We start from the raw sequence: 24,509 nt of genomic DNA, 5'->3' as shown, positions 1-24,509 counted from the left end.
CTCATGATTTTTGCAGCCTGCCTATGGATCCCGCAGGTGATCGGTGTTTCAAACCTGAAAGACGGCGATCTGCCGGATGATGCGCCCCACGGGTTCACCCGCATTCACAACATGCATCTGATGCCCGCGTGGATCGGGCGCGCCCACCGCGCCCATATGAACCTGCTGGAACAGGCCCTCCCCTTTGCGGTTTTGGTGCTGATCGTTGGCCGGATGGACGGGTTTACTGCTCTCACCTATTGGACTGCGATTGCGTTCTTCTGGCTGCGGATAGCCCACGCGGTGGGCTATATCACCGGCACCACGTCGATGCCCCTGCGTCCGTTAATCTTTACCGCAGGCTGGGTCTGCATCCTGATCACGGCCTATGCCGTCTTTGCTGCCGCCTGATGATCGCGCCTGATGAGGGGTGGGGCGCCTCCGGCGGAGGTATTTTAGAACCAGAGAAACGGGGGCGCAGCACGTCGCTTCTTTGGTTCCAAAATATGCAAATCCGCCCTGTCGCAGCCACCGCGATGGGTTGACGGCCCCCACTCGGTCAGCGACAACGCGCTTTAGATATAACCCGCAACCGGACGCTTCGTAGGCGTCAAACTGACGAGGAGCCGAGCACATGGCCCAAATCTCCCTTACATTTCCCGACGGCAACGCACGTGACTATGAAGCGGGCGTAACAGCCGCAGAAGTCGCAGCATCCATCGCGACGAGCCTCGCCAAAAAGGCGATCAGCGCGACCGTGAATGGCGAACACTATGATCTGCAGTGGCCGATCAACGCCGATGCCAGCATCGCCATCAACACCATGAAGGACGAGGGCCCGGCGCTTGAGCTGATCCGCCACGACCTCGCCCACATCATGGCGCGTGCGGTGCAGGAAATCTGGCCGGACACACAGGTCACCATCGGCCCCGTGATCGACAACGGCTGGTACTATGATTTCGACCGCAAGGACCCGTTCACGCCCGAAGACCTCGCCGTCATCGAAAAGAAGATGAAAGAGATCATCAACAAGCGCGACGCCGTGCGCACCGAAGTCTGGGAACGTGAAAAGGCGATCCAGTATTATAAGGACCGTGGTGAGCCCTATAAGGTCGAACTGATCGAAAGCATCCCTGGCAACGAAGACCTGCGCATGTATTGGCATGGCGACTGGCAGGACCTGTGCCGTGGCCCCCATTTGCAAAACACAGGCCAGGTGCCGGGCGATTCATGGAAACTTATGTCCATCGCGGGCGCCTATTGGCGTGGCGACAGCGACCGTGCCATGTTGCAGCGCATCTATGGTGTGGCCTTCCAGAACAAGGAACAGCTGCGCGCCCATATGAACATGCTTGAGGAAGCCGCCAAACGCGACCACCGCAAGCTGGGCCGTGAAATGGACCTCTATCACATGCAAGAAGAGGCCCCCGGACAGGTCTTTTGGCATCCCAACGGCTGGCTGATCTACACTCAGCTGCAAGACTATATGCGTCGCAAGCAACGCGCAGGCGGCTACGTTGAGGTCAACACCCCGCAGGTCGTGGACCGTAAGTTGTGGGAGGCGTCGGGCCATTGGGAGAAGTACCAAGAAAATATGTTCATCGTCGAAGTGGACGAGGAACACGCCCGCGAAAAGGCTGTGAACGCCCTAAAGCCCATGAACTGCCCCTGTCACGTGCAGGTCTATAACCAAGGTCTCAAATCCTACCGTGACCTGCCCTTGCGCATGGCGGAATTCGGGTCGTGCAACCGCTATGAACCCTCAGGCGCGCTGCACGGCATCATGCGCGTGCGCGGATTTACCCAAGACGACGGGCACATCTTCTGCACCGAAGAACAGATCGAGGCCGAGACCGCAGAATTCATCAAATTCCTGTCTGAGGTCTACAAAGACCTCGGATTTGAAAACTTCAGCGTCAAATTCTCCGACCGGCCCGAAACCCGCGCCGGATCAGATGAAGTCTGGGACAAGGCCGAGGCCGCGTTGTTGCAAGCCACCCGTGCTGCTGGCATTGAACCAGAGCTGAACCCCGGCGAAGGCGCGTTCTATGGTCCCAAGCTGGAATTCGTGCTGACCGACGCCATTGGCCGCGACTGGCAGTGTGGCACGCACCAAGTGGATTTCGTGCTGCCCGAACGGCTGGATGCGACCTATATCGGCGCGGACGGTGAAAAGCACCGCCCCGTCATGTTGCACCGCGCGACATTGGGCAGTTTTGAGCGGTTTATCGGCATCTTGATCGAAGAACACGCAGGCAAACTGCCGTTCTGGCTGGCCCCACGTCAGGTCGTCGTGGCCTCGATCATCTCGGACGCGGATGACTACGTGCATGAGGTCGTGGCCGCGCTAAAGGCTGCAGGCGTGCGTGCCGAGGCGGATATCCGCAACGAAAAGATCAACTACAAGGTCCGTGAACATTCACTGGGCAAGGTGCCGATCATTCTCGCCTGTGGCGGGCGTGAGGTTGAGGAACGCACAGTCTCCGTCCGGCGGCTTGGCGAAAAGCAGACCTCTGTAACGTCCCTGACCGAGATCGTGGACGAGCTGGCAAAATCCGCCACACCGCCCGATCTTTTGTAACAAACTGCGTGATCGTAATGTTACAGGCTCGGCCTGCGCGCTAACCCGCCGCAGGCCGGGCCTTTGTTTTTTGGGCCTTTGGTCCGCGCTGCAGATGACGAAATCTGACGGACGTGTGATGCACGGCCCCGTGAATAGCTTGTTAAGGAATGGTCAGCCTACTGTAGGTCAGTCGCCACTCAAGGCGCTTCACTGCAACAAACCAAATGGGAAACCTACCATGTCCAAGACAACCACAACCCTCGCCCTTGCCGCGTCTGTCGCCACAGCCATCGCAGGCCTGTCCACTTCGGCCCACGCCCAGTCCAACGAAAAGTGCTATGGCGTATCGCTGGCCGGTGAAAACGACTGCGCCGCAGGCCCCGGCACGACATGCGCCGGCACATCCACAGTAGACTATCAGGGCAACGCCTGGACGTTCGTTCCAGCAGGCACTTGTGAGACCACATCGATCACCGACGCCGCCGACGGTGTTGAGCGTATGGGTTCGCTGGAAGAGCTTGATCGCGACATCCCTGCATAAACGCAGTCCCAATGTTTCATAAACCTCGTGTTTCATAACAAAGACGCCCATCCGCATTAGGGTGGGCGTCAGTCCATAAGGAGCCTTCAGCATGTTTGACGCCACGCGACCCACCCTGCCAAACCGTCCGGGCGTCGGATACAAGGCCCAGCATTTCAGCGATATCATGGACGATGCAGGGCCTGTGGGCTGGCTGGAAATCCACGCTGAAAACTACATGGGAATGGGCGGCCGCCCCTTGGCGCAACTGCGTGCCCTGTCTGAAAAATTTGCCTTTTCGGTCCATGGCGTGGGCCTCAGCATCGGGGGCGAAGGCCCGCTGGATGCCGACCATTTGGCCCGTCTGAAAACCCTGTGCGACTGGCTGCAACCGGCCAGCTTTTCCGAACATCTGGCGTGGTCGACCCATGACAGTGCGTTCCTCAATGACCTGCTGCCCCTGCCCTATACGGCGGCCACGGTAAAACGGGTCGCCGATCATATTGATCAGGTACAGGCGACGCTCGGGCGTCAAATGCTGCTGGAAAATCCCTCCAGCTACCTCGCCTTTGCCGAATCCGACATGTCCGAGACGGACTTTCTGGCCGAAATCGCCGCCCGCACAGGCTGTGGCCTGCTTTTGGACGTGAACAACGTCTTTGTCAGCGCCACGAACCTTGGCTATTCGCCGCAAGGCTACATTGATGACTACCCCCTTGATCACGTCGGTGAAATTCACCTCGGCGGTCATGATGAGGACGAGGATGAGACCGGCGCGCCCTTGCTGATCGACAGCCACGGGGCCGAGGTCGTGGACCCTGTCTGGGCGCTGCTGGATTACACGCTGGCCAAATCCGGGCCGAAACCGCTGTTGATCGAATGGGACACCGATGTTCCCGAATGGTCGGTTCTGGTGGAGGAAACCAAACGCGCCGATGTGGCCCTGCAGGTCACGGCATGATCACCACCCAATCCGAATTTCGCGCGGCCCTGTTGGACCCGCAACAGCCCCCCCCCGAAGGCCTGCGCAATCCGGGCGGCGCGCAGGCGACAAAGCGGTTCGACGTTTACCGCAACAATGTCGCCGTCAGCCTGACCGACGCGCTTGAGGCCGCCTTTCCGGTCGTCCACAAACTGGTCGGCACCGATTTTTTCCGCGCCATGGCAGGGGTTTACCTGCGCGCGCATCCGCCAAAATCCCCGCTGATGATGTTTTACGGCGAAGATATGCCGGACTTTTTGGCAGGTTTCGGTCCGGCCCAATCCGTGCCCTATCTACCTGATGTGGCGCGGCTGGAATTGGCCCTGCGTCACAACTACCACGCCGCAGATGCCACGCCGGTGGCCCCAGACGCATTGGGCCAACTGCCGCCCGATACGCTGCCCCATGTGACGTTCACCTTTGCGCCTTCGGTCTGGATCATCCCATCGACCTATCCGCTGCGGGACATCTGGTGGTCCAACACCCACGGCGGTGACATTGCCCAAGGCGCGCAAGCAGCCCTGATCACCCGCCCCGAATTCGACCCCACGGTTGATGCCCTGACACCTCAGCAAGCCGCCGTAGCACAGGCCCTCATGTCGTCCGAGCCGCTGGGCCATGCCCTGCGCCACGGTGGGGCTGGCTTCGACCTTGGCCCTCTCCTCGGGCTTTTGCTGGCCCGCAACGCCATTACCTCCCTCAAGACTTGAAAGAAGACCCCCATGATTGCCCTTTATGACCGCACCGCCCACGCCCTGAACGCCTCCGCCGGTGTGATCCTGCCCACACTGGCTCGCTTCGTCTTTGCTGCCACCTTGTTGTTTTACTTCTGGAATTCCGCTGGGACCAAATGGGACGGTACGCCCTTCACCCCCGGTGTGGGCGGCTACGCGCAGATTTTCCCTAAAGCGATGGAGGCCGTGGGCTATGACACCAGCCAGATGTCGATCTTTCACTGGGCGGTCGTGGTGGGCGGCACTTTGGCGGAATACATCCTGCCCCTGCTGATCGTGATCGGGCTTTTCACGCGGCTGGCGTCCCTCGCGATGATCGGCTTCGTCGTGGTGCAATCGCTGACAGACCTGTACGGCCACGGCGGGATTGAATATGCGGAGACGTTGGGCGCTTGGTTCGACAACCTGTCAAACGGTGCGATCCTTGATCAACGCGCGTTCTGGGTGTTGCTGCTGGTGACGTTGGTGCTCAAAGGGGCCGGGCCGCTGTCTGTGGACCGCATCCTGAACCGCAGCCGCAGCTCTTAGAAGTGCGCTTTGTCCTCATCGGGTTTGCCCGCCGCGATCGCCAATAGACCGCCCAAGCCCGCAAATCCGATGGGGAACATCGTGGCCACGTTGAACCCGAAGGCCGCATAAAACGCCCCTGCCCCCAAAATCATCGCGATCCCGCCCCACAAGGCGCGGGATTTCGCCATGGCCCCGCCGGCAATGCAGAGCAGCGGTGCGATGAAGGACGCGAATTGCACGAAACCGGGATTGTCGAACAGACGGGCCTGCGCCTCAGGCACCTGTGCGGAAAACTCCACCACTGCAAACCCGAACAGCCCCACAAAAATACCGATCAGCCCGCCGATTAGCCCCAAAACCCCTGCCGCATTGCGCATCAGTTGACCCCCAGTTCACGTTTCGTGTCGTCGGTCCACCCTTGCAGCCAGACACCATCGCGGTCAATCACAGGGCGTTTCAGCAAGGTCGGATGTTTCTTGAGAAGCGTATCCAGATCCAGAGATTGCTCAACCTCGGACAGGCCGCGCCACGTGGTGGATCGTTTGTTGATCACCGTCTCACCGAAGGCTGCCACCATGGCCGCGCGGTCCGCGTCGCTGACGCCATCGGCGCGCACGTCGATGACTTCAACCGCCTGTCCGTCCAGTGCTTTCAATGCCTTGCGGCAGGTATCGCATGTTTTTAGACCAAAGAACCGCATGATTGCCTCCGATTTAAGCACCGCACGGGTGGGGCCTTGCGTTCACGCCCCCTGCGCGGATTTGTCATTTGCCTTTTACGCCACAGCCCTAACCTTAACGTCAGTACCGCGCGGTACGTGTCATGTGACCCTGACCGCGCCAAAGATCAAGTGAAGGAGACGGATCATGCCCAAAGGCACCGTTAAGTGGTTCAACACGACCAAAGGCTACGGCTTCATCGCGCCAGAGGACGGCGGGTCGGATATTTTCGTACATATTTCAGCGGTGGAGCAGTCGGGCATGACCGGCCTGGCCGACGATCAACCGGTCGAGTTCGACCTGATCGAGGGCCGTGACGGCCGCAAAATGGCAGGAAACCTGAAAGCGGTCTAACCCGCTTTCCGCTCCATCATCTTCGCCAACAACGCCCGAACCTGCTGAGGTGTCAGCGGGTACAGGGGGTTGTGCGCTGTGGTTTGTGTTTGTGTGGTCATGGGGGGAATATGGCGTCCCGCGACGCGCACGATCAGGGGAAAGGTTTGGCGACATTCCCATGAGTCACTTTTGTCCTCGATTAATGCTTAAAAGAGCCTATCCCACTTCTTCCTATGGAAACCAACGGTAAGTACTGGTCACTCTACATCGACTACAGAAATTGACTTAAGTCGTCCTGTGGGACTTCGATTAGCAAACCCGGATAGAATGACTTCAGACTCTTCTGAAAATCTATTCTTCGCGTTGGCCCTCAAGCTGGTAGTGATCCTCGCAACCGCACTCGCGGTTTGCGCCGTATCTTCAAGTTGAAATGGGATAGGACGTTTATCTTGGTCAAGATACGCGCGACCCTTAAAGGTGTTGATATTGTAACTTGAGATTTTTGCTGAAAAGTCTGAGATGTCCGCGTCTCTATCCTGCCGCAGCAGACGATCATAAGTCTCGCGGTTAAGCGGCGTTTCAAATGGTTCTTGAGTACCGAACGCCTTAATTAAGCCGACGTCTGCTGTTCTGGACTTAATTATTGGTCGGTGCATTTCAATCAGAGCAGGTTCTAGCTTTTCGCTGAGCGACTCCAACTGTGGTTCAGTAAGGGTAGGAAAACTATTATCGCCACTCTCGTTCAAATCTTCATACTGTTGGCCCAATGACTTTTCAAAGTCGACATTGAAGCCCAGAGTACGTTGAACAGCGTAATCGTAGGCGGAATAAACCAAATGCCCAAGAGGCGTATCTGTTTCCGCGGTTCCAAGGGCATAGGCTCCAGTAGAAAGCGCCAAAATGTAAGCGGGGATCCTGTAGCTGCCTGCTTCCGGTGCACGCGCAATCACTCTGGCACCTTTGAGTGCTGGCGCCTGTGTAATGATCGAACCGTTTATGACCAGATGCGTTGTTAAGGCAATCGATCGTTGAAAACCGACCATCGCCTGAGCAGCATCGTAAAAATCGAGCTCGTTGAGCTCTGCGGAGCGACCCTCATAAATCAGTTCAAATTTCACCCCTCAACCACCCCCATAAACTCCCGCCATTCCCCTTTACTCATCCCTGACGTCTCCTGCGTGACCTCTTCACCGGCGAGCATTTTGCGCAGGCAGTCCAGTGCCTTACCGGACAACGTGGCCCCGCCCATGCGGTAGTCTTCGAACGCGCCATAGGCCGCAGGCACCCAGTCCTTCACCATTTCACAAATCGCATCGGCGTAGACCCTGATCTCATATTGCGCGTGTTTGTCCGCGCGCAGGCGCAGGAAGTGGAACAGGTTGTGCAGATCGACCTTCCAGTACCACTGGGTGTAGATGTTGGCGGGCAGGTTCATGCGGGCGAGTTCACGGGCCAGACCCTGTTGGCCCTCATCGCTGATCATCTCTTCATAATGGTCATAGGCGCGGCCTGCGTCGTCTTTCAGATACCGCAGCACACGTTCGGCCTCCTCCCCCGTCAGGGCCTCACCGCGGCCCTGATTGTTGACCACCGATTGCGCGGCCAGATCCTCTGCGCGGGGGATGTAGAATTCACGGTCAAGGATCGAATAGCGGGCGGAATATTCGTTCACGTTCGCCGTGCGGTGCCGGATCCACTGGCGCGCCACGAAGACGGGCAGTTTCACATGCAGCTTGATTTCGCACATCTCAAACGGGGTCGAATGCCAGTGGCGCATCAGGTAGCGGATCAACCCTTCGTCGTTTTGCACCGATTTGGTGCCCTTGCCATAAGACACCCGCGCGGCCTGACAGATCGCCGCGTCGTCGCCCATATAGTCGATGACCCGCACGAACCCGTGGTCGAGAACCTCACGCGCTTTGTACAGATGCGCCTCCATCCCTTCGGACACAGCGCGCACGGTGGGGCGGGTCTGGGCGCGCAGGGCGTCAATCTCGGCCTGTTGGTCTGGGGTGATGGGCATGGGTCTGTCCTTATGGTGCGTGTGCGGGATGATTCTGCGGTGTTGCTTGCGGCCCACTATATCTACGGCGTCTCTGGCGTAAAACCGCCATATCAGGTGTGGATAAAGCCGCACGGCGCGTTGACTTGACCCTTGCAAATGGCGACTATGGGTCAACGACGCGGCAACGCGCAGATCAAATGGGACAAATCGTCATGAGCAGACTTTTCGCCGTATTGGCCGCAACCACAGCTCTTGCGGCCTGTGATGGGGCCAACCCATTCCAGACCGTCGAATTTAACGGCGATACAGAAGAACTCGCGCCCGGCGATCCCAATACGGATGTGGACAGCAAGTTTGCCTTCGATCCGGCGGCAAACCTGACGATGAACGCAGTCGAATATGATGAAGCCAACAATGAGCTGGTCATCAACAACCTGCCTTTCGACGGCCCCGATGGGCGTTATGATTTCTTCGAAACCCTGCCCAACGGGACGCGCGTTTACGCCAGCCGCCAAACGCCGACGACGGGCCAAATCCAGCACTTTGCGGTCTTTATCCGCACCGATTATTTCGAAGCAAGTGCAGCTGCGGGCCGTGACTGGATCGGGTTCGGCAATTCGGGCGCCAATGTCACCCGCAGCGATTTTGAATTGCCCGGCACGACGGGCGAATATATTTATCGTGGCACCTATGCGGCCACGCGAACGTTCTCCGAACGGTCGGGGATCGAGATCGTCTATGGCGACGTAGAATTGCTTTTGGATGAATTGGATTTCGACCCCAGCGGCGAATTGCAGGGCGATATCGTCGGCACCGTTTTCAACCGCGAACGCGGTGGCGCTGCGGGGGCTGCGGGTTTGGGTGACCTTCCCAACATCGTGCTGGCCGAAGTCAGCTTTGACACCGAAGACGGCACTTGGACCGACGGACAGGCCACCACATTCCTGAGGGACGGCAACGTCCGGTCAAGCGGCACCCACGAAGGCCTGATTGGCGGCCCCAACGGCGAGGAGATCGGCGGCTATTCGATCATCACCGGCACGGCGGATGTCCAGACGGTCCGCTATCAGGTGGTGCGGTACCGGATCGTCACCGAAATCCCCGTTTTTGATGTTTTGACAGGCCTGCCTATTCTTGATCCCGACACCGGTGAGCAAGTCGTGAACGAACTGATCACCGAAGGGGTCTCCAGCGGGCTTGACGACGTGGAAATCCAGATCCTGCAGGACCAGATCAACAACCGCCAGAACGTGGTCGATTTCTTGCCTGCCACGGGTGTTCCTGCGGGTGCGGAAATTGTCAGCGATCAAGAATTGGAATTCGACATTGCGACGGACTATGACGCACGCGAAATCGGTGTCTTTGTAGGCGACATTGTCCCGGAATAAATCGATGACGGGCCGGTTGTCTTGTATCGCACTGGCCGTGGGCTTGTGTGCCGGATTGGGTGCAATCCCTGCTGCCGCCCAAGTGGCGGACAACACCAGCCCTGTGCGTATTTCTGTTGAGGACGGTCCCGACTTTGCGCGGCAATTGTTGCGTGCAGGCCAGGCGGGGGCCGCGCTTGAGGTTATCACAGTCTTGATTGAGGCCGACCCGACCGCGTCGCCGGTGCATCTTCTTCATGCGCAGGCCCTGATGGATTTGGGCCGCGCATCCGAGGCCCGCGATGCAGGCCGTTTGGCTTGGCAGACGGCCCAAAGCGACGCGCAGAAGTTTTCTGCCGCCTTCACCATGGCCGATCTTTTGGCCGCAGATGAGGCTTACACCCGGTCGCAACTGTGGATCCGGCGCGCCATCCAGATCGCCCCGGATGACAGACGCGAACGTTTGGCCATCGGCGCATTTCGCCGCGTGCGGCAGGCCAACCCCTTGGCTGTCGAACTGGGGTTCGGTGTGGCACCCTCCAACAACGTCAATTCCGGCAACTCGAACGAGGCGATTACCTTCGCTTATCTGGGTGGCATCTTGGGCGAGATCGAATGGATCGTGCCCGCCGACCAACGCCCCTTGTCCGGCGTCGAATTGTCGGCGCAGGCCAACTTACGCTACCGCATCGCAGAGGCCGAAGGGTATCGCACATCGATCGAATTCGGCGGTTTTGGACGCACCTACATCATGTCGCAAGAGGCCCAAGACAGCGCCCCCGAGGTCACCGGCGCCAGCCTGTCCTTTGCGCAATTGTCCATCGGCGTCCTGCACCAATGGACACCCCTGTCCACCGGTCAGCCCTTTTCGGCCAGCCTGACCTACAGCCACGACTGGGCGGGCGGAGAGGCCCTGCGCCAAGACCTGAACCTGACCTTCGGCGCGCAGCAGTTTTTCGGGGACGACACGCGCCTGTCGGTGCTGACCAGCCTGCGCTACACCGACCGTTTCGGATCGGATGACGTGACAACCTATTCCGTGCGCGCACTGTGGACCCATGAGTTTGACAACGACCAATCCCTTGGCCTGACCGGTCAACTGGCGGTCGCCACGTCGGACGGAACGGACCTTGCCTATCAGGCCGCCACTCTTGGGGTCAGCTATGATTTTGGCGATATCGGTGGGGGCCTCGATCTGAAATCCAGCTGGACCGAGCAATACCGCGTCTATGAAACATCCGTCTTTGACCCTGCCGGACGGGACGACAAAATCACGACCCTGCGGGTCGATCTGGGGCTTCAGAACGTGGACCTTTACGGCTTTGAACCGGTGATCAATGTCACGGGGCGGCGGACGGATTCATCGGTGCCTCGGTTTGACACCTAAGGTGTGCAAATCGGATTTGATTTGCGATCTAGCTTTTAGGCACTGGCGCAGGCCGCCGGTCGCCCTACCCTTTTCCTCAAACGACCAAGACCGGAGACGACATGCCCCTCGAATATCTGCACACTATGGTTCGGGTCAAAGACCTCGACGCATCCATCGCCTTTTACAAACTCCTCGGCATGGTTGAACGCCGCCGCACGGACAACGAAGGTGGCCGGTTCACGCTGGTGTTCATGTGCCCGCCAGAACAGGCCGATGGCCACCATGATATTGAACTGACCTACAACTGGGATGGTGATGACGGGCTGCCGTCTGACAGCCGTCATTTCGGGCACCTCGCCTATACTTGCGACAATATTTATGATCTTTGTCAGCACCTTATGGACAATGGCGTGACCATCAACCGCCCCCCCCGTGACGGGCATATGGCCTTCGTGCGCAGCCCTGACAACATCTCGATCGAGCTGCTGCAGAAGGGCGATGCTCTGCCCGAACAAGACCCTTGGGCCAGCATGGAAAACACCGGCCATTGGTAGGTTGATGGTCCGCCCCGCCCTATTGGCGCTTGGCTTGGCGGTCTGGGGACAGACCGCCGATGCCTGCCGTTTGGCACTGGTGCTGGGTATGGACGTGTCCAATTCAGTAGATGCGGACGAAGACGCGTTGCAACGGCAGGGTTTGGCCACAGCGCTTATGGCGCAGCCTGTGCGTGATGCGTTTTTTGCCTCGGATCAGCCCGTGGCGCTGACTGTGTTCGAATGGTCCGGCCGCCATCATCAACGGATGATGCAAGATTGGGTGCTGATCGACAGCCCCGCCACCTTGGACCAGGTGGCGGCAAATATCGCCACAAAGCCCCGTTTTTATTACGAATTTCCCACCGCGATTGGCTATGCCATCGGCCACGCGGTGGCGCTGTTGGACCAAGGGCCGGTCTGTGACACCCAGACGATCGATATATCCGGCGACGGGGTGAACAACGACGGGTTTGAGGCCCGCGATGCCATTGCGGCCTTTGGCCTGTCTGATGTGACCGTGAACGGGCTGGTGGTTGAAGTGCCAGAAGATGCCATTTTGCGCGAAGGCCGCATGGGGCTGGTTGAATACTACACCCGCAATGTCATCCACGGCCCCACCGCCTTTGTTGAAATCGCGGACGGGTTCGATGATTTCGCCCGCGCGATGGAGGTCAAACTGATCCGCGAATTGGGCGTGGTCATGATCGGCGGTGTGCCGGTCCAGCCCCCCGCAAGCGGCGGATGAAAGCGCCGGTCATATCGCGCGCTTTGGCTGTGGTGGCGGCGTTGGTGGCCTTGCATGCTGCGGCACAGCCCCTGTGTCGTCAGGCGTTGGCGCTTGGCCTTGATGTGTCGGGGTCCGTGGATTCGCGTGAATACCGGCTGCAACTTGACGGGCTCGCCACCGCCTTGGGTGATCCCGACGTGACGGCCGCCTTGCTGGCGCAACCCGGCCTGCCGGTGCGTCTGGCCGTCTACGAATGGTCTGAACCCGGCGATGAACGCCTTGTTCTGCCGTGGACAGACATCAACACCCCCGCCGATATCGCCTTTGTTCAAACCCGCCTGAATACGACCCAACGGGCCGACATGGGGCCCAGCACCGGCATCGGGTCTGCATTGCGCACGGGCTTTGCGCTTTTGGCCCAGCAAGACAGCTGCTGGGTGCGGACCTTGGACATTTCAGGCGATGGGAAAGGCAACACCGGGCAACTGCCGCAGGATGTGACCAACATGCCGCCAGGCGTGACCGTCAACGCCCTCGTCATAGGGGTCGATGGGTCGGTCACCGCCACCAACCGCAACCTGCAGATCGGCGAGCTGACGGCCTACTACAAAACCAACGTCCTGCGCGGCCCCGATGCCTTCGTCGAAACCGCGCTGAGCTTTGACGCCTACGCCGAGGCCATGCGCCGCAAACTTTTGCGCGAACTGGCCACGATCGTGCTGGGCGACATCACCCTTCAATAAATGTAGCGGATCTGATCGGTCCAATAGCGTTCCACCCGGCGCAGGGCAGTGGCGATTTCATCAAGACCGTTCATATCAATGACGCCCTTGTCCTGCAGGCCATTGGCGTGACCAATAAACAGGTCCGACACCACATCGCGCACAGCACGGCCCTTTTCCGTCAAACGTACACGCACCGACCGCCGGTCGATTTCACACCGTTGGTGGTGCATATACCCCATCTCAACCAGTTTCTTGAGGTTGTAGCTGACGTTGCTGCCCTGATAATAGCCGCGCGACTTCAACTCCCCCGCCGTCACTTCGTTGTCGCCGATGTTGAACAAAAGCAACGCCTGCACGGCGTTGATCTCAAGCACCCCCACCCTTTCAAATTCATCTTTGATGACGTCAAGCAGCAGACGGTGCAGCCGTTCGACCAGTGTTAAGGCGTCCAGATACACGGACATGAATCCAGATTGGGCACCCGTTTTGGGCAGACCATGTACGTCGGGCAGCGAATGTAGGCTCATCTCGATCTCCGTCACAATTTACAAATCCCGAGTGCCACGCAAAGCGCAAACATTCCGTTAAATCATGCGAAAATTTGGAGTGAAAACTTGATGTTAGGGTTAAGGCTTCGTTACGCCGACGGCGCCAGCACGGATACGTTCCATGATCGCACGGTAGTGGGCCGGTTCGGCCGATATCCCGCTAACCCATTGATATAAATCATGATCATTCTCTGACAGCAGCGCGTCATACACATCCAAATCAGCCTGATCCATCGTGCCCAGTTCAGCCGTGGCAAAGGCGGTCAGGATCAGGTCCATTTCCTTGATCCCGCGCCGGATGGACCGCATATGCAGCCGTTTTCGTTTGGTGTCGATCGTTTCAGTCACGTGTTTCCCAATGCCTTCAGTCGTTTTTCCAACAATGCCAGACGTTCGCTCGTCTGTTGCATCTGCACGCGCACGGCCCGCAAATCCGCCAAAAGCGCGCTCACATCCGGTGGTTGCGCGGCGTCGTCCTCGGGCGCATCCAGCCCTTCGCCCTCACCGGTCAACAACCAACCAAGGGAGACGCCCAAAATACCGCCCAGCATGCTCAGCCGGTTGGCGCGCGGCTCACTCAGGTCGTCTTCCCAGTTGCGCAAAGTGCCCGCCTTGACGCCCAACCGTTGGGCCAGCGCCTTTTGGGTCAGTCCTGCGGCACCGCGCGCCGCCGCCAAACGGTCGCCAAATGTGGCCGTGTCTTCGCTGAACCAATCTTGGTCATCAAATCCGTCATCCGCCATGATTTCTATCCTTCAACATCGGTTGCCACAGGCATCTGCGCCCCATATGACAGGTTCATCGCCAGCTTACCACCGAGGTGCCCCATGTCCTTTCTGTCCGCGACACTCGACCGCGTGAAGCCGTCCCCGACCATCGCCATGAGCACCAAGGCCGCCGAGCTTAAGGCCGCCGGGCGCGACATCATCAGCCTCAGTGCAGGTGAGCCTGACTTCGACACCCCGCAAAACATCAAAGACGCCGCCGTCGCCGCCATTGCTGCGGGCAAAACCAAATACACCGCCCCTGATGGCATTCCCGAACTGAAACAAGCCATCTGCGACAAATTCCAGCGCGACAATGGGCTGACCTATACGCCGTCCCAGATCAGCGTTGGCACCGGTGGCAAACAGATCTTGTATAACGCGCTGATGGCCACCCTGAACGAGGGCGACGAGGTCGTCATCCCTGCCCCCTACTGGGTCAGCTACCCCGATATGGTGCTGCTGGCCGGCGGCACGCCCGTGATTGCCGAGGCTTCTATCCAAACGGGCTTCAAACTCACCGCCGATCAGCTTGAGGCCGCGATCACCGACAAGACCAAATGGCTGATCTTCAATTCTCCCTCCAACCCTACGGGCGCGGGCTACACATGGGATGAATTGAAAGCGCTGACCGATGTCCTCATGCGGCATCCCCACGTCTGGATCATGTCCGATGATATGTACGAACATCTGGTCTTTGGTGACTTCGAATTCTGCTCCCCCGCACAGGTGGAACCGCGTCTTTATGACCGCACATTAACGGTCAACGGCGTGTCCAAAGCCTATTCCATGACCGGATGGCGCATCGGCTACGCAGGTGGCCCCGCGCCTCTGATCGGCGCTATGCGCAAGGTGCAATCGCAATCCACATCCAACCCCAGTTCCATCAGCCAATGGGCCGCGGTTGAGGCTTTGAACGGCCCCCAAGACTACCTGTCCGACAACAAAGCCCTGTTCCAACGTCGCCGCGATCTGGTCGTGGGGATGCTGAGCGAGGCATCGGGCGTGCGCTGCCCTACACCGGACGGGGCATTCTACGTTTATCCATCCATCGCAGAGTGCATCGGCAAAACCAGCGCCAAGGGCACCAAAATCACCGATGATGAGGCCTTCGCCACGGCGCTCCTCGAAGAAACCGGCATCGCTGTCGTCTTTGGCGCGGCCTTCGGCCTCAGCCCGAACTTCCGCATCAGCTATGCAACCTCGGACGCCGACCTGAAAGACGCCTGCACCCGCATCCAGACATTCTGCGCAGGGCTCACGTAACCTCTGGCCCGGTCCGCAACAGGCTGTTAGGCTTGCCGCAAAACCAGACAGGACATTTCGATGGGCGCCGAGCTTCCCGACTATTATTTCCGTGTGCGTGAAAACGGCGCCGCCGTGTTCCGCGTGGATACGGAAAACCGCCAGCGCCGCATCGAAATGGATCAGATTGCCGTCATCAACATCAAGAATGGTGAGGTCAAACCCCACGGCGACCGGACCCTGTCGGACGAAGACATCGCCCAGATTGAACAGTGGATGGCCAACCGCACGGCGCTTTTGGCCCAGCGAGATATCGATGACATCCACCGTGCGGTGGATTACCTCAATATCACCACCCAATGGGTCCAATCCAAAGCGACAGATGACCAGCTCGAAGACGTCACCGACGCGTTGCTCTTGGCCATGCATGACCTGCGGTCCATTTTGGTGCGCAAAAAGGCGGATCGCCTGTTGAAAGACGGCGCCGAATAGGCACGCCGCCCCGAGGTCCGCCTCGATGTCTTTGTCTCAAAAATATCCCGGGTGAGGCGCGTATGCGCCGAGGGCAGAGCCCTCACTTTTTGCAGAACCCAACGCCCCGCTCACCCGTCCAAAACAACAACGCCCCCTCCGACCCAACACCATAAAAAACAGCGCGCCGCAGGCGCTCAATCAGGTTGCGGAAATATGGACGGACCGGCCCCAGAACCGCAGGCTGAGCAACACAGCCGCAGCCCCCAGACCCACAGTCAGGCCAAGCCACAGCCCCTCGGGCCCCCAGCCCAAGCGAAAGGCCATGACATAGCTGATGGGGATGCCAATCACCCAATAGCTGAGGCAAGCCAACCACATCGGCACCCGCGTGTCCTGCACCCCGCGCAACAGGCCCAAAACCATCGCCTGCAAGGCGTCGACGAACTGAAACAACGCAGACAGCATCAGCAAGACGATGCCCAAAGCCAAAACCGCCTCCCGCTGGGGTTCATCAGGGTCCATGAAGGCCGCCACCAGCGGGCTTGGGATCGCCAGAAAGATGATCACCACCAAAACGCCAAACCCCAACGACATGGACACCGCCGCCGCGGCACCACGCCGCAATTCGCCTTCATCGCGGCGCCCGTAATGGCCCGCCGCGCGGATTGTGGCAGCCTCGCTCAGCGCCAGATGCACCATAAACATCAAGGCCGTCAGTTGCAGCGCAATGCCATGGGCTGCCAAGGGCACTTCTCCAAGCCAGCCCATCATGATGGTCGATCCGGTGAACAACCCGCCCTCCGCAAAGGACGTGATCCCGATGGGCAGGCCCAGCATGAAGACACGTTTCAGGGCCTCTGGGTCAGGCCGCCAAATGCGCGCGAACAGCTGAATGTCGGGGCGGTTGCGATGGGCATAGACCATCAGTGCCACCATTTGGAGGATTTGGGTCAGGATCGACGCATAGGCCGCCCCCGCGATGCCCAGCTCAGGAAGACCAAAATTGCCAAATATCAACGCGTAGTTGAACACCGCATTGGCCAAAAGGGCTGCAATCGTCACCCACATTTGAACGGTCGTCAGCTCCAACGCGCCCAGATAGGACCGCATGATCTGCCCCATCAGCGCCGGCAAGAACCCGAAGGCGATGATGCCAAGGTAAATCCCCCCCTCAGCGGCCACATCCGCCTCTTGGCCGATGGCCAGAAGGACCTCCTCCCCCCACAAATAAGGTGCCAGCACCAGCACAGAGAAAATCGTACACAGCCAGATGGACATGCGCACCACGCGCCGCGCGGTCAGATCATCGCCCTGCTCAACCGCTTCGGCAACGATCGGGGTGACAGCGCGCGCAAACCCAGCGCCGATCATGAAAAACACAAACCACAGACTGCCCGCGATGGTCGACGCGGCCAACGACGTGACCGAATACCAGCCCAACATCAGCGTGTCGGTCATATGGATGGCAAACCCCGCCAAATTGGCCCCCACAAGGGGACCGCCCAATCTGACCACACGGGTCAAATGCATCCGGAATGAGAGGGGTGCGCGTTGCATACCCCTAGCTAGGCGGATTGGCCGTGCGGGTCCAGCCATGTGGCATGCCCCTGTCAAAACGGGCCCCTAAAATTCCGGAATTTTAGGCCGTGCCGCGCTAGAGGACCCGGTCGGCCACGGCGGTGAACTTGGCCAAGGTCGCGTCGACGTCATAGAGTTTGTCGATCCCGAAAAGGCCAATTCGGAACGTGCGGAAATCGGCGGGCTCATCGACGGCCAATGGCACCCCTGCTGCGATTTGCATGCCCTCTGCGCCAAATTTTGACCCGTTCTGGATCGTCGGATCGTCGGTATAGCACACCACAACACCCGGTGCGCCAAAGCCCTCTGCCGCGACCGACACCATGCCCTTGGCGGCCATATACGCCCGCACACCGCGGCCAAGCGCCCATTGCGCATCGCGCAACGCGTCAAATCCGAAGGCCGCGCTTTCTTTCATGGTGTCGCGGAAATCGCGCAGGGCGTCGGTGGGCATGGTCGCATGATAGGCATGACCGCCGCCCAGATAGGCCTCCATGATCTGGCGCCATTTCTTCAAATCCACCGCGAAACTGTCTGAAGTGGTGCTGTCCAACCTGTCCAATGCGCGCTCTGACATCATCACCAGGCCTGCGGAGGGCGAGGATGACCAGCCCTTTTGCGGCGCGGAAATCAACACATCGACGCCCGTGGCCTCCATATCAACCCAAGCACATCCCGACGCGATGCAATCCAGAACCATCAACGCCCCGACCTCATGGGCCGCTGTGGCAAGGGCCGTCACGTAATCATCCGGCAGGATGATCCCCGCGCTTGTTTCCACGTGAGGCGCGAAAACCACGTCGGGCTTGGTCGTGCGGATCGCGTCGACCACCTCCTCGATCGGGGCAGGCGCAAAGGGCGCGCGGCTGTCGTTGCCGGTTTGGCGCGCTTTGTGAACTGTCGTCTTTGCGGTGAAATCACCGGCGTCGAAAATCTGGCTCCACCGGTAGGAAAACCACCCGTTGCGCACCACCATGGCGTGGGCGCCTGCGCCGAACTGACGGGCCACAGCCTCCATCGCGTAGGTTCCCCCGCCAGGCACGATGGCCACGCCTTTGGCCTTGTAGACGTCGCACAACATGGCGTGCAGGTCCGTCATCACGCCCTGAAATGCCTTTGACATATGGTTGAGAGACCGGTCCGTGAACACAACGGAGAATTCCATCAATCCATCGGGATCAACAGGGGCACGGTAGGTATCTAGCGACATGATCTTCTCCAACGTTAAGGTTGGCGTCGCTTTTAGCCACGGGCCGCCTCAGGATCAAAGTCTATCTTTGCATACCGTCGTACGCCCTGCCTTCCTAGGGGCACCCATCGCCCCTTGGTCTACCCCGCATCCCGCAGCAGGACTTTTGGCGTGGCAAAGACCGTCTGGTTGCGCCCCTGCTCTTTCGCGCGGTACAGCGCTGCATCGGCGTCCTGAATAGAGGCGTCGACGGTGTCGTAAGCTTCTTTAAGCGACCCGCCGATCGACACCGTCACCTTGACAGGGTGCCCGCCGAACGTGCCGCCGTTCTTGGCGATGTCTTCACGCATGCGTTCAGCGGTCAGGAATCCCACATCGCGGTCGTGGCCGTCGAGAAAGACAACAAACTCCTCCCCCCCGAACCGCGCGACGATATCGCTGGACCGCACATTGCGGCGCAGGATGTCGGAGACGTGGCGGATGACCTCATCCCCGATCAGGTGACCATAGGTGTCGTTTACGGCTTTGAAGTGATCGATATCGACCATCAAAGACACGCCGTACGCCCTTTGATCACGGCTCATCTGTGCGAAAAAGAAATCCCGTGTGGCCGCATCGGTCAGCCGGTCGCGGTTGACCAGACGTTGCAATTCATCGCTGAGCTGTTGATTTTCATACATTTTGCTACCGACAAAAAGACAAATCGGCATGGCGACAAAGGCGGTAATCGCCACGGTGCCCCGCATCGTGACGGGCAAAATCGACTGCGGGAAAACAACCACGTTCAACGCCACGGCAAGCCCGATTGCGCAAAGCGAAACGCAAAGTGAGAATATCCAGATACCTTTGCGGGTTGAAATTCGCATATGTCGAGGGTCCTTGGTACGTCCACCCCACCCATTAGCTGTCAAATCCGCATATTTTGTTAACAGCGCTAAATCGGGCCGGGACGGCGTTCCTCGCTCAATAAAACATTGGCCTCCACGTCGCCCACACCGGGCAGTGTCATGACTCGGCGGCGCAAAACCCGTTCAAAATCGGCCAGATCACGGGCCACCACGCGCAAACGGTAATCATATAGGCCCAGCACATGTTCGACCAATTGCACTTCGGGAATAGCCGTCACCGCCCGTTCGAAATCCTCTAGACTGACGCGCCCCTTGGTGGCCAGTTTGACGCCCAAAAAGACCGTGACCCCAAATCCCAGCGCCTCACGATCCAGCGCCACACGCCGCCCGCCCAGAATGCCCGCCTCCCGCAGCCGTTTGATGCGCCGCCACGTGGCAGGCTGGCTCAGTCCGATCCGTCCCGCCAATGCGGCAGCGGTCTGCGTGGCATCCCGTTGCAAGGCGGCCAAAATGGCGCGGTCCGTGTCATCCAAGGTCACAACGGCAAGCTTTCGTTGTTGTGCAGGGTCGCCACGGTCATCAGCGCCTCGATGTCGGCCACATGCGGCAGGGCGAGGATCTGGTCGCGGTAGATCTGCTGGTAATGCCCCATATCGCGGGCAATCACGCTCAACCGGACATCGACACGGCCCAGAAACGTCTGGATTTCCGTGACCTCGGCAATGCCCCGTGCGGCGTCGATGAAGTCATCAAACGCGCGGCTTTGGGTCTTGTCCAAGGTGATGCGCAATGACACACCCACAGCATAGCCCAGCGCCGCCCAGTTGATGATGGCGTGCTGGCCCTTCAGGATGCCTTTTTCTTGCAGACGGCCCAAACGCCGCGCGGCTTTCAGTGCGCTGACACCCGCCCGCGCGCCCAAGTCCGCCACCGCCAAGGACGGGTCGGCCTGAAGACTGCGCAGCAACCGGCGATCGAGATCATCAAGCATGGAAATATCACTAAAGATAAATCAAACGCATAACAACTTCGTTTTGCCTGAAATACTCATAGAAATCCCCCTCGCCACAGGGGCGACGCTGCGGCATAAGCTCCGCAATGCAACCGCAACAAAGGATTTAACCCATGCGCGTTTATTATGACCGTGACTGCGATGTGAACCTGATCAAGGACAAAAAAGTCGCCATTCTGGGCTACGGCTCCCAAGGCCACGCCCACGCTTTGAACCTGCGCGACTCTGGCGCGAAAAACCTCGTCGTCGCTTTGCGCGAAGGCTCGCCTTCCGCGGCCAAAGCCGAAGGCGAAGGCCTTAAGGTTATGGGCATCGCCGAAGCCGCCGCATGGTGTGACGTCATCATGTTCACCATGCCCGACGAACTGCAGGCAGAGACATACAAAAAATACGTTCACGACAACATCAAGCCAGGTGCTGCGATTGCATTCGCCCACGGTCTGAACGTGCACTTCGGCCTGATTGAACCCAAAGAAGGCGTCGACGTCATCATGATGGCACCCAAGGGCCCCGGCCACACGGTGCGCGGCGAATACACCAAAGGCGGCGGCGTGCCCTGCCTGATCGCTGTGGACACCGACGCCTCCGGCAAGGCGCAGGAAATCGGCCTGTCCTATTGCTCCGCCATCGGTGGTGGTCGTTCTGGCATCATCGAAACCAACTTCCGTCAGGAATGCGAAACCGACCTGTTCGGCGAACAGGCCGTTCTGTGTGGCGGTATCGTTGAACTGATCCGCATGGGTTTTGAGACGCTGGTCGAAGCCGGTTACGAGCCTGAGATGGCCTATTTCGAATGCCTGCACGAAACAAAGCTGATCGTGGACCTCATCTATGAAGGCGGCATCGCGAACATGGATTACTCCATCTCCAACACCGCTGAATACGGCCAGTACGTGTCCGGCCCGCGCATCCTGCCTTACGAGAAGACGAAAAAGGCGATGAAAGAAGTCCTGAACGACATCCAGTCCGGCAAGTTCGTGCGCGACTTCATGCTTGAGAACGCTGTGGGCCAGCCCACCATCAAAGCGTCCCGTCGTGCCAACGACGAACACCAGATCGAAGTCGTCGGCGGCAAGCTGCGCGACATGATGCCTTGGATCGCAGACGGCAAGATGGTCGACAACTCCAAGAACTGATCTGACGGATTAATCAGACAAAGAGGGCGCCCGACCGGTCTGCGGTGGGGCGCCCTTTTTCGTGACATGGTAGGTTACTTTCCGCAGGTCAGATGCAAGACCTGCGCGGGTGACGCAACTGCGCGGAAGGGTGGTTAACCCTTTATTTATCTGGCCCAAACGGATTTGGACCGGGACCGTCAGAGGCCAACGACGACTTCTCAGACGTACGGGTGTGACGGATGTCTTGGGTGCGTTTGCGGCTCCAGAGGGCGAAGACAATCACCAAGACAAACGTGGCGATTGGCAAGAGCCAGATGAGGGGTAGTTCATTCATAACATTTCCTCCTTGAAGGGGGGCTGTTTCCATTTAGGTTCTGATCAATCAACGCAATCCCCCTCAGTGAGGTTCCCCCCGTGACGGATCAGCCGACCCTTGGCAACTGGCTGTCGATCCTTGTGCTTGGCCTGATTTGGGGCGGCACATTCATGGTCGTGGCCATCGCGTTGGAGGGGTATGGCCCCCTCACCGTGGCCGGCGCACGCACGACTTTGGGCGCGGTGTCCCTGCTTATTTTGGTGCGTGTGATGAACCGGCCCCTGCCCCGCGATCCGCGTGTCTGGCGGTTTCTGGCGGTCATCGGCGTGCTCAACACCGCGCTGCCCTTCGCGCTGCTGTCATGGGGGCAGCAATACGTGCCGTCGGCCTTTGCGGGCATTTCCATGGCGGCCTTGCCGCTGTTCGTCTTCCCCCTCGCGCATCTGTTCACGGATGAGAAAATGACCACCCGCAAATCGCTGGGTGTGATCATCGGGTTTACGGGCGCTGCCGTGTTGATTGGCCCCCGCGCCTTTGATTTCGGCAGTGATACCATGGCCTTGGCGCAGCTGGCCTGCGTGGCGGCATCTTTGTCCTACGCGGTCTCCAGTGTGATGACCCGCGCCTGTCCGCCCGTCGATAGCATCGCCATGGCGGCCCTCACCTTGGTGGTGGGGTCGGTCTGTCTGATCCCCGCGATGTTGGTATTTGAAGGTCTGCCCGCATGGGTGCCGGACCGGTCCGGCTATGCGATTATCTTCCTCGGCCTTGTCCCCACAGCCTTTGCCGCCCTGCTGCGGGTCCAGACGATCCGCACCGCAGGGTCCGTCTTTATGACGCTGGTGAACTACCAAGTCCCCGTCTGGTCGATGATCTTCGGCGCGTGGATCCTGTCCGAGGCTTTGCCGATCCGCTTTTTTGTGGCCCTCGCCCTGATCCTGACGGGCCTCGCTGTCAGCCAATGGGCGAATTTGAGGTCGGTTTTGCGCCGCTAGGCGGGGATGGCTGCGGCCTCAACCTCGGCCACGATCCCGTCAACCACTTGGGACAGCAACCCTTCGTCTTCGCATTCCGCCATAACACGGATCAGCGGCTCGGTGCCCGATTTGCGGATCAAAAGCCGCCCCTTGCCGGTCAAATCCGCCTCAGCCGCTGCAATTGCCGCTTTGACAGAGGCGGCAGCCAACGGGTCCGCTCCGGCGGCATAACGCACGTTCTTAAGCATCTGCGGCACGGTTTCAAAAACGCGACACAGCTCGGAGGCCCGTTTGCCCGTGTCCAGCATGGCCGACAAAAATTGCAATCCCGCCAACAGCCCGTCACCGGTGGTGGCGTAGTCGGTCATGACGATGTGGCCCGATTGTTCGCCGCCCAGATTGAAGCCACCGGCGCGCATGGCCTCAACCACGTAACGGTCGCCCACGCCCGTGCGCAGCAAGGTCAGGCCCTTGTCTGACAAGAACCGTTCAAGCCCAAGGTTTGACATCACCGTGGCCACCAAAGTGCCTTTTTGCAGCCGGTCCGTGACTGCCCAGCGGTCCGCAAACAGCCCCATGATCTGGTCACCGTCGGCCACCTGCCCGTTTTCGTCCAAAATCATCACGCGGTCGGCGTCGCCGTCCAGACAAATGCCAACATCCGCACCGTGGGTCACGATGGTTTCCGCCGCCGCCTGCGGGCTGGTGGACCCGCATCCGTCGTTGATGTTCAACCCGTTGGGGGTGTTGCCCACGGGAATGACGGTGGCGCCCAACTCCCACAGCACCTCAGGTGCGACGCGGTGTGCCGCGCCATTGGCGCAATCAATCACGACCTTCAGCCCGCTGAGAGATTTGCCCCCCATCGTGCCTTTCAGACGTTCCGCATAGCGGAATCGGCCGTCGTCGATCCGTTTGGCGCGGCCAATGTTGACGGCCTGTGCAGGCTGAATGTCGCCCTCCAACAGGGCCTCAATCTCGGCCTCGGCCTCATCTGACAGTTTGAACCCGTCGGGGCCAAAAAACTTGATGCCGTTGTCTTTGGCAGGGTTGTGGCTGGCGGAAATCATAATGCCCAGATCGGCGCGCATCGACGTCGTCAGCATCCCCACACCGGGGGTGGGGATCGGCCCCAGCAGCAGCACATTCATGCCCGTGCTTGTCAGACCGGCGGTCAGCGCGCTTTCGAACATATAACCCGACAGGCGTGTGTCCTTGCCGATGACCACACGGTGGCCATTGCTGCCGTCATTGCGGAAATAGCGCCCTGCGGCGGCCCCGATTTTCAGCGCCATATCGGCGGTCATCGGGTATTGGTTCGCCGTGCCGCGCACACCGTCGGTTCCGAAAAATTTACGTGCCATGTGG

General features: G+C 59.3%; 30 protein-coding genes. 16 read left to right on the top strand and 14 right to left on the bottom strand.

The window, feature by feature from the left end; all coding sequences use genetic code 11:
• Positions 1-36 precede the first annotated feature (36 nt).
• The 6 genes from ACTG36_RS03140 (at position 37) to ACTG36_RS03115 (ending at position 5,306) form a co-directional block, all read left to right on the top strand.
• A complete protein-coding gene (locus ACTG36_RS03140; RefSeq protein WP_375281043.1) occupies positions 37-390 on the top strand; it encodes an MAPEG family protein in 354 nt (117 codons plus the stop codon).
• A gap of 223 nt (positions 391-613) precedes the next feature.
• Entirely contained in the window at positions 614-2,560 is a 1,947-nt protein-coding gene (gene thrS / locus ACTG36_RS03135; protein WP_375281044.1) for a threonine--tRNA ligase, read from the top strand.
• 220 nt (positions 2,561-2,780) lie between these two features.
• Positions 2,781-3,083: a BufA1 family periplasmic bufferin-type metallophore gene (locus tag ACTG36_RS03130; protein ID WP_375281045.1), complete on the top strand. Its 303-nt coding sequence runs from the start codon at positions 2,781-2,783 to the stop codon at positions 3,081-3,083.
• 91 nt (positions 3,084-3,174) lie between these two features.
• Positions 3,175-4,023, top strand: coding sequence for an MNIO family bufferin maturase (gene bufB / locus ACTG36_RS03125; RefSeq protein WP_375281046.1), 849 nt, complete (start codon positions 3,175-3,177; stop codon positions 4,021-4,023).
• Positions 4,020-4,754: an HvfC/BufC N-terminal domain-containing protein gene (locus ACTG36_RS03120; RefSeq protein WP_375281047.1), complete on the top strand. Its 735-nt coding sequence runs from the start codon at positions 4,020-4,022 to the stop codon at positions 4,752-4,754. Before bufB ends, ACTG36_RS03120 begins: the two co-directional genes overlap by 4 nt.
• Positions 4,755-4,766: 12 nt before the next feature.
• Positions 4,767-5,306 (top strand): DoxX family protein, encoded by a 540-nt coding sequence (locus ACTG36_RS03115; RefSeq protein WP_375281048.1) that lies wholly within the window; start codon positions 4,767-4,769, stop codon positions 5,304-5,306.
• On the opposite strand, the gene ACTG36_RS03110 is transcribed toward ACTG36_RS03115, so the two are convergent.
• Both ACTG36_RS03110 and ACTG36_RS03105 read right to left on the bottom strand, forming a co-directional pair.
• Positions 5,303-5,665: a hypothetical protein gene (locus tag ACTG36_RS03110; protein ID WP_375281049.1), complete on the bottom strand. Its 363-nt coding sequence runs from the start codon at positions 5,663-5,665 to the stop codon at positions 5,303-5,305. The two genes, ACTG36_RS03115 and ACTG36_RS03110, sit on opposite strands and share 4 nt — an antisense overlap.
• Positions 5,665-5,988, bottom strand: coding sequence for an arsenate reductase family protein (locus ACTG36_RS03105; RefSeq protein WP_375281050.1), 324 nt, complete (start codon positions 5,986-5,988; stop codon positions 5,665-5,667). The genes ACTG36_RS03110 and ACTG36_RS03105 overlap by 1 nt, the downstream gene beginning before the upstream one ends.
• A gap of 166 nt (positions 5,989-6,154) precedes the next feature.
• On the opposite strand from ACTG36_RS03105, the gene ACTG36_RS03100 reads away from it, so the two are divergent.
• Positions 6,155-6,361, top strand: a complete 207-nt coding sequence (locus tag ACTG36_RS03100) for a cold-shock protein (protein ID WP_085863253.1) — start codon at positions 6,155-6,157, stop codon at positions 6,359-6,361.
• Between the two features lie 239 nt (positions 6,362-6,600).
• On the opposite strand, the gene ACTG36_RS03095 is transcribed toward ACTG36_RS03100, so the two are convergent.
• Both ACTG36_RS03095 and thyX read right to left on the bottom strand, forming a co-directional pair.
• Positions 6,601-7,461, bottom strand: a complete 861-nt coding sequence (locus ACTG36_RS03095) for a hypothetical protein (protein WP_375281052.1) — start codon at positions 7,459-7,461, stop codon at positions 6,601-6,603.
• A complete protein-coding gene (thyX, locus tag ACTG36_RS03090) occupies positions 7,458-8,366 on the bottom strand; it encodes an FAD-dependent thymidylate synthase (RefSeq protein WP_439141424.1) in 909 nt (302 codons plus the stop codon). Before thyX ends, ACTG36_RS03095 begins: the two co-directional genes overlap by 4 nt.
• Positions 8,367-8,560: 194 nt before the next feature.
• On the opposite strand from thyX, the gene ACTG36_RS03085 reads away from it, so the two are divergent.
• The 5 genes from ACTG36_RS03085 (at position 8,561) to ACTG36_RS03065 (ending at position 13,090) form a co-directional block, all read left to right on the top strand.
• Complete coding sequence (locus tag ACTG36_RS03085; protein WP_375281054.1) at positions 8,561-9,736, top strand: hypothetical protein; 1,176 nt, start codon at positions 8,561-8,563, stop codon at positions 9,734-9,736.
• Between the two features lie 4 nt (positions 9,737-9,740).
• Positions 9,741-11,102 carry a hypothetical protein gene (locus ACTG36_RS03080; protein WP_439141422.1) on the top strand — a complete coding sequence of 454 codons (1,362 nt, stop codon included), beginning with the start codon at positions 9,741-9,743 and terminating at the stop codon, positions 11,100-11,102.
• Positions 11,103-11,203: 101 nt separating this feature from the next.
• Positions 11,204-11,638, top strand: coding sequence for a VOC family protein (locus ACTG36_RS03075; protein WP_439141420.1), 435 nt, complete (start codon positions 11,204-11,206; stop codon positions 11,636-11,638).
• A gap of 4 nt (positions 11,639-11,642) precedes the next feature.
• Positions 11,643-12,365 (top strand): DUF1194 domain-containing protein, encoded by a 723-nt coding sequence (locus ACTG36_RS03070; protein ID WP_439141418.1) that lies wholly within the window; start codon positions 11,643-11,645, stop codon positions 12,363-12,365.
• Positions 12,362-13,090 carry a DUF1194 domain-containing protein gene (locus tag ACTG36_RS03065; protein WP_375281058.1) on the top strand — a complete coding sequence of 243 codons (729 nt, stop codon included), beginning with the start codon at positions 12,362-12,364 and terminating at the stop codon, positions 13,088-13,090. The genes ACTG36_RS03070 and ACTG36_RS03065 overlap by 4 nt, the downstream gene beginning before the upstream one ends.
• On the opposite strand, the gene ACTG36_RS03060 is transcribed toward ACTG36_RS03065, so the two are convergent.
• From ACTG36_RS03060 to ACTG36_RS03050, 3 genes are all read right to left on the bottom strand, one after another.
• Complete coding sequence (locus ACTG36_RS03060; protein ID WP_375281059.1) at positions 13,084-13,599, bottom strand: MarR family winged helix-turn-helix transcriptional regulator; 516 nt, start codon at positions 13,597-13,599, stop codon at positions 13,084-13,086. The two genes, ACTG36_RS03065 and ACTG36_RS03060, sit on opposite strands and share 7 nt — an antisense overlap.
• Positions 13,600-13,698: 99 nt before the next feature.
• Positions 13,699-13,968 (bottom strand): succinate dehydrogenase assembly factor 2, encoded by a 270-nt coding sequence (locus ACTG36_RS03055; RefSeq protein ID WP_375281060.1) that lies wholly within the window; start codon positions 13,966-13,968, stop codon positions 13,699-13,701.
• The gene (locus tag ACTG36_RS03050) at positions 13,965-14,363 is read right to left on the bottom strand and encodes a helix-turn-helix domain-containing protein (protein WP_375281061.1); all 399 of its coding nucleotides are present in this window, start codon (positions 14,361-14,363) and stop codon (positions 13,965-13,967) included. Before ACTG36_RS03050 ends, ACTG36_RS03055 begins: the two co-directional genes overlap by 4 nt.
• A gap of 84 nt (positions 14,364-14,447) precedes the next feature.
• Here ACTG36_RS03050 and ACTG36_RS03045 point away from each other — a divergent pair, with 84 nt between their 5' ends.
• Together ACTG36_RS03045 and ACTG36_RS03040 are read left to right on the top strand one after the other, a co-directional pair.
• Positions 14,448-15,650: a pyridoxal phosphate-dependent aminotransferase gene (locus ACTG36_RS03045; RefSeq protein ID WP_375281062.1), complete on the top strand. Its 1,203-nt coding sequence runs from the start codon at positions 14,448-14,450 to the stop codon at positions 15,648-15,650.
• A gap of 60 nt (positions 15,651-15,710) precedes the next feature.
• Positions 15,711-16,121, top strand: a complete 411-nt coding sequence (locus tag ACTG36_RS03040) for a hypothetical protein (protein ID WP_375281063.1) — start codon at positions 15,711-15,713, stop codon at positions 16,119-16,121.
• A 180-nt stretch (positions 16,122-16,301) separates the two neighbouring features.
• Here ACTG36_RS03040 and ACTG36_RS03035 read toward each other — a convergent pair whose 3' ends face one another.
• The 5 genes from ACTG36_RS03035 to ACTG36_RS03015 all read right to left on the bottom strand — a co-directional run bounded on the left by ACTG36_RS03035 (position 16,302) and on the right by ACTG36_RS03015 (position 20,709).
• The gene (locus tag ACTG36_RS03035) at positions 16,302-17,660 is read right to left on the bottom strand and encodes an MATE family efflux transporter (RefSeq protein WP_375281064.1); all 1,359 of its coding nucleotides are present in this window, start codon (positions 17,658-17,660) and stop codon (positions 16,302-16,304) included.
• A 97-nt stretch (positions 17,661-17,757) separates the two neighbouring features.
• Positions 17,758-18,891, bottom strand: a complete 1,134-nt coding sequence (locus ACTG36_RS03030; protein ID WP_375281065.1) for an aminotransferase class V-fold PLP-dependent enzyme — start codon at positions 18,889-18,891, stop codon at positions 17,758-17,760.
• Positions 18,892-19,010: 119 nt separating this feature from the next.
• On the bottom strand, positions 19,011-19,736 hold the full coding sequence (locus ACTG36_RS03025; RefSeq protein WP_375281066.1) for a GGDEF domain-containing protein: 726 nt from the start codon (positions 19,734-19,736) through the stop codon (positions 19,011-19,013).
• 68 nt (positions 19,737-19,804) lie between these two features.
• Positions 19,805-20,257 carry an Lrp/AsnC family transcriptional regulator gene (locus ACTG36_RS03020; protein WP_375281067.1) on the bottom strand — a complete coding sequence of 151 codons (453 nt, stop codon included), beginning with the start codon at positions 20,255-20,257 and terminating at the stop codon, positions 19,805-19,807.
• A complete protein-coding gene (locus tag ACTG36_RS03015; protein WP_375281068.1) occupies positions 20,254-20,709 on the bottom strand; it encodes an Lrp/AsnC family transcriptional regulator in 456 nt (151 codons plus the stop codon). Before ACTG36_RS03015 ends, ACTG36_RS03020 begins: the two co-directional genes overlap by 4 nt.
• 134 nt (positions 20,710-20,843) lie before the next feature.
• Between ACTG36_RS03015 and ilvC the strand changes: the two genes are divergently transcribed.
• A complete protein-coding gene (gene ilvC, locus ACTG36_RS03010) occupies positions 20,844-21,866 on the top strand; it encodes a ketol-acid reductoisomerase (RefSeq protein WP_439141413.1) in 1,023 nt (340 codons plus the stop codon).
• A gap of 142 nt (positions 21,867-22,008) precedes the next feature.
• On the opposite strand, the gene ACTG36_RS03005 is transcribed toward ilvC, so the two are convergent.
• Complete coding sequence (locus ACTG36_RS03005) at positions 22,009-22,182, bottom strand: hypothetical protein (RefSeq protein WP_375281070.1); 174 nt, start codon at positions 22,180-22,182, stop codon at positions 22,009-22,011.
• Between the two features lie 80 nt (positions 22,183-22,262).
• Between ACTG36_RS03005 and ACTG36_RS03000 the strand changes: the two genes are divergently transcribed.
• On the top strand, positions 22,263-23,159 hold the full coding sequence (locus ACTG36_RS03000) for a DMT family transporter (protein ID WP_375281071.1): 897 nt from the start codon (positions 22,263-22,265) through the stop codon (positions 23,157-23,159).
• On the opposite strand, the gene glmM is transcribed toward ACTG36_RS03000, so the two are convergent.
• Positions 23,156-24,505: a phosphoglucosamine mutase gene (gene glmM / locus ACTG36_RS02995; protein WP_375281072.1), complete on the bottom strand. Its 1,350-nt coding sequence runs from the start codon at positions 24,503-24,505 to the stop codon at positions 23,156-23,158. The two genes, ACTG36_RS03000 and glmM, sit on opposite strands and share 4 nt — an antisense overlap.
• Between the last annotated feature and the right edge of the window lie 4 nt (positions 24,506-24,509).

It is taken from the genome of Pseudooctadecabacter sp. (assembly GCF_965657175.1).
GTDB lineage: Bacteria > Pseudomonadota > Alphaproteobacteria > Rhodobacterales > Rhodobacteraceae > Octadecabacter.
This window is presented reverse-complemented; position numbering and strand designations above follow the sequence as displayed.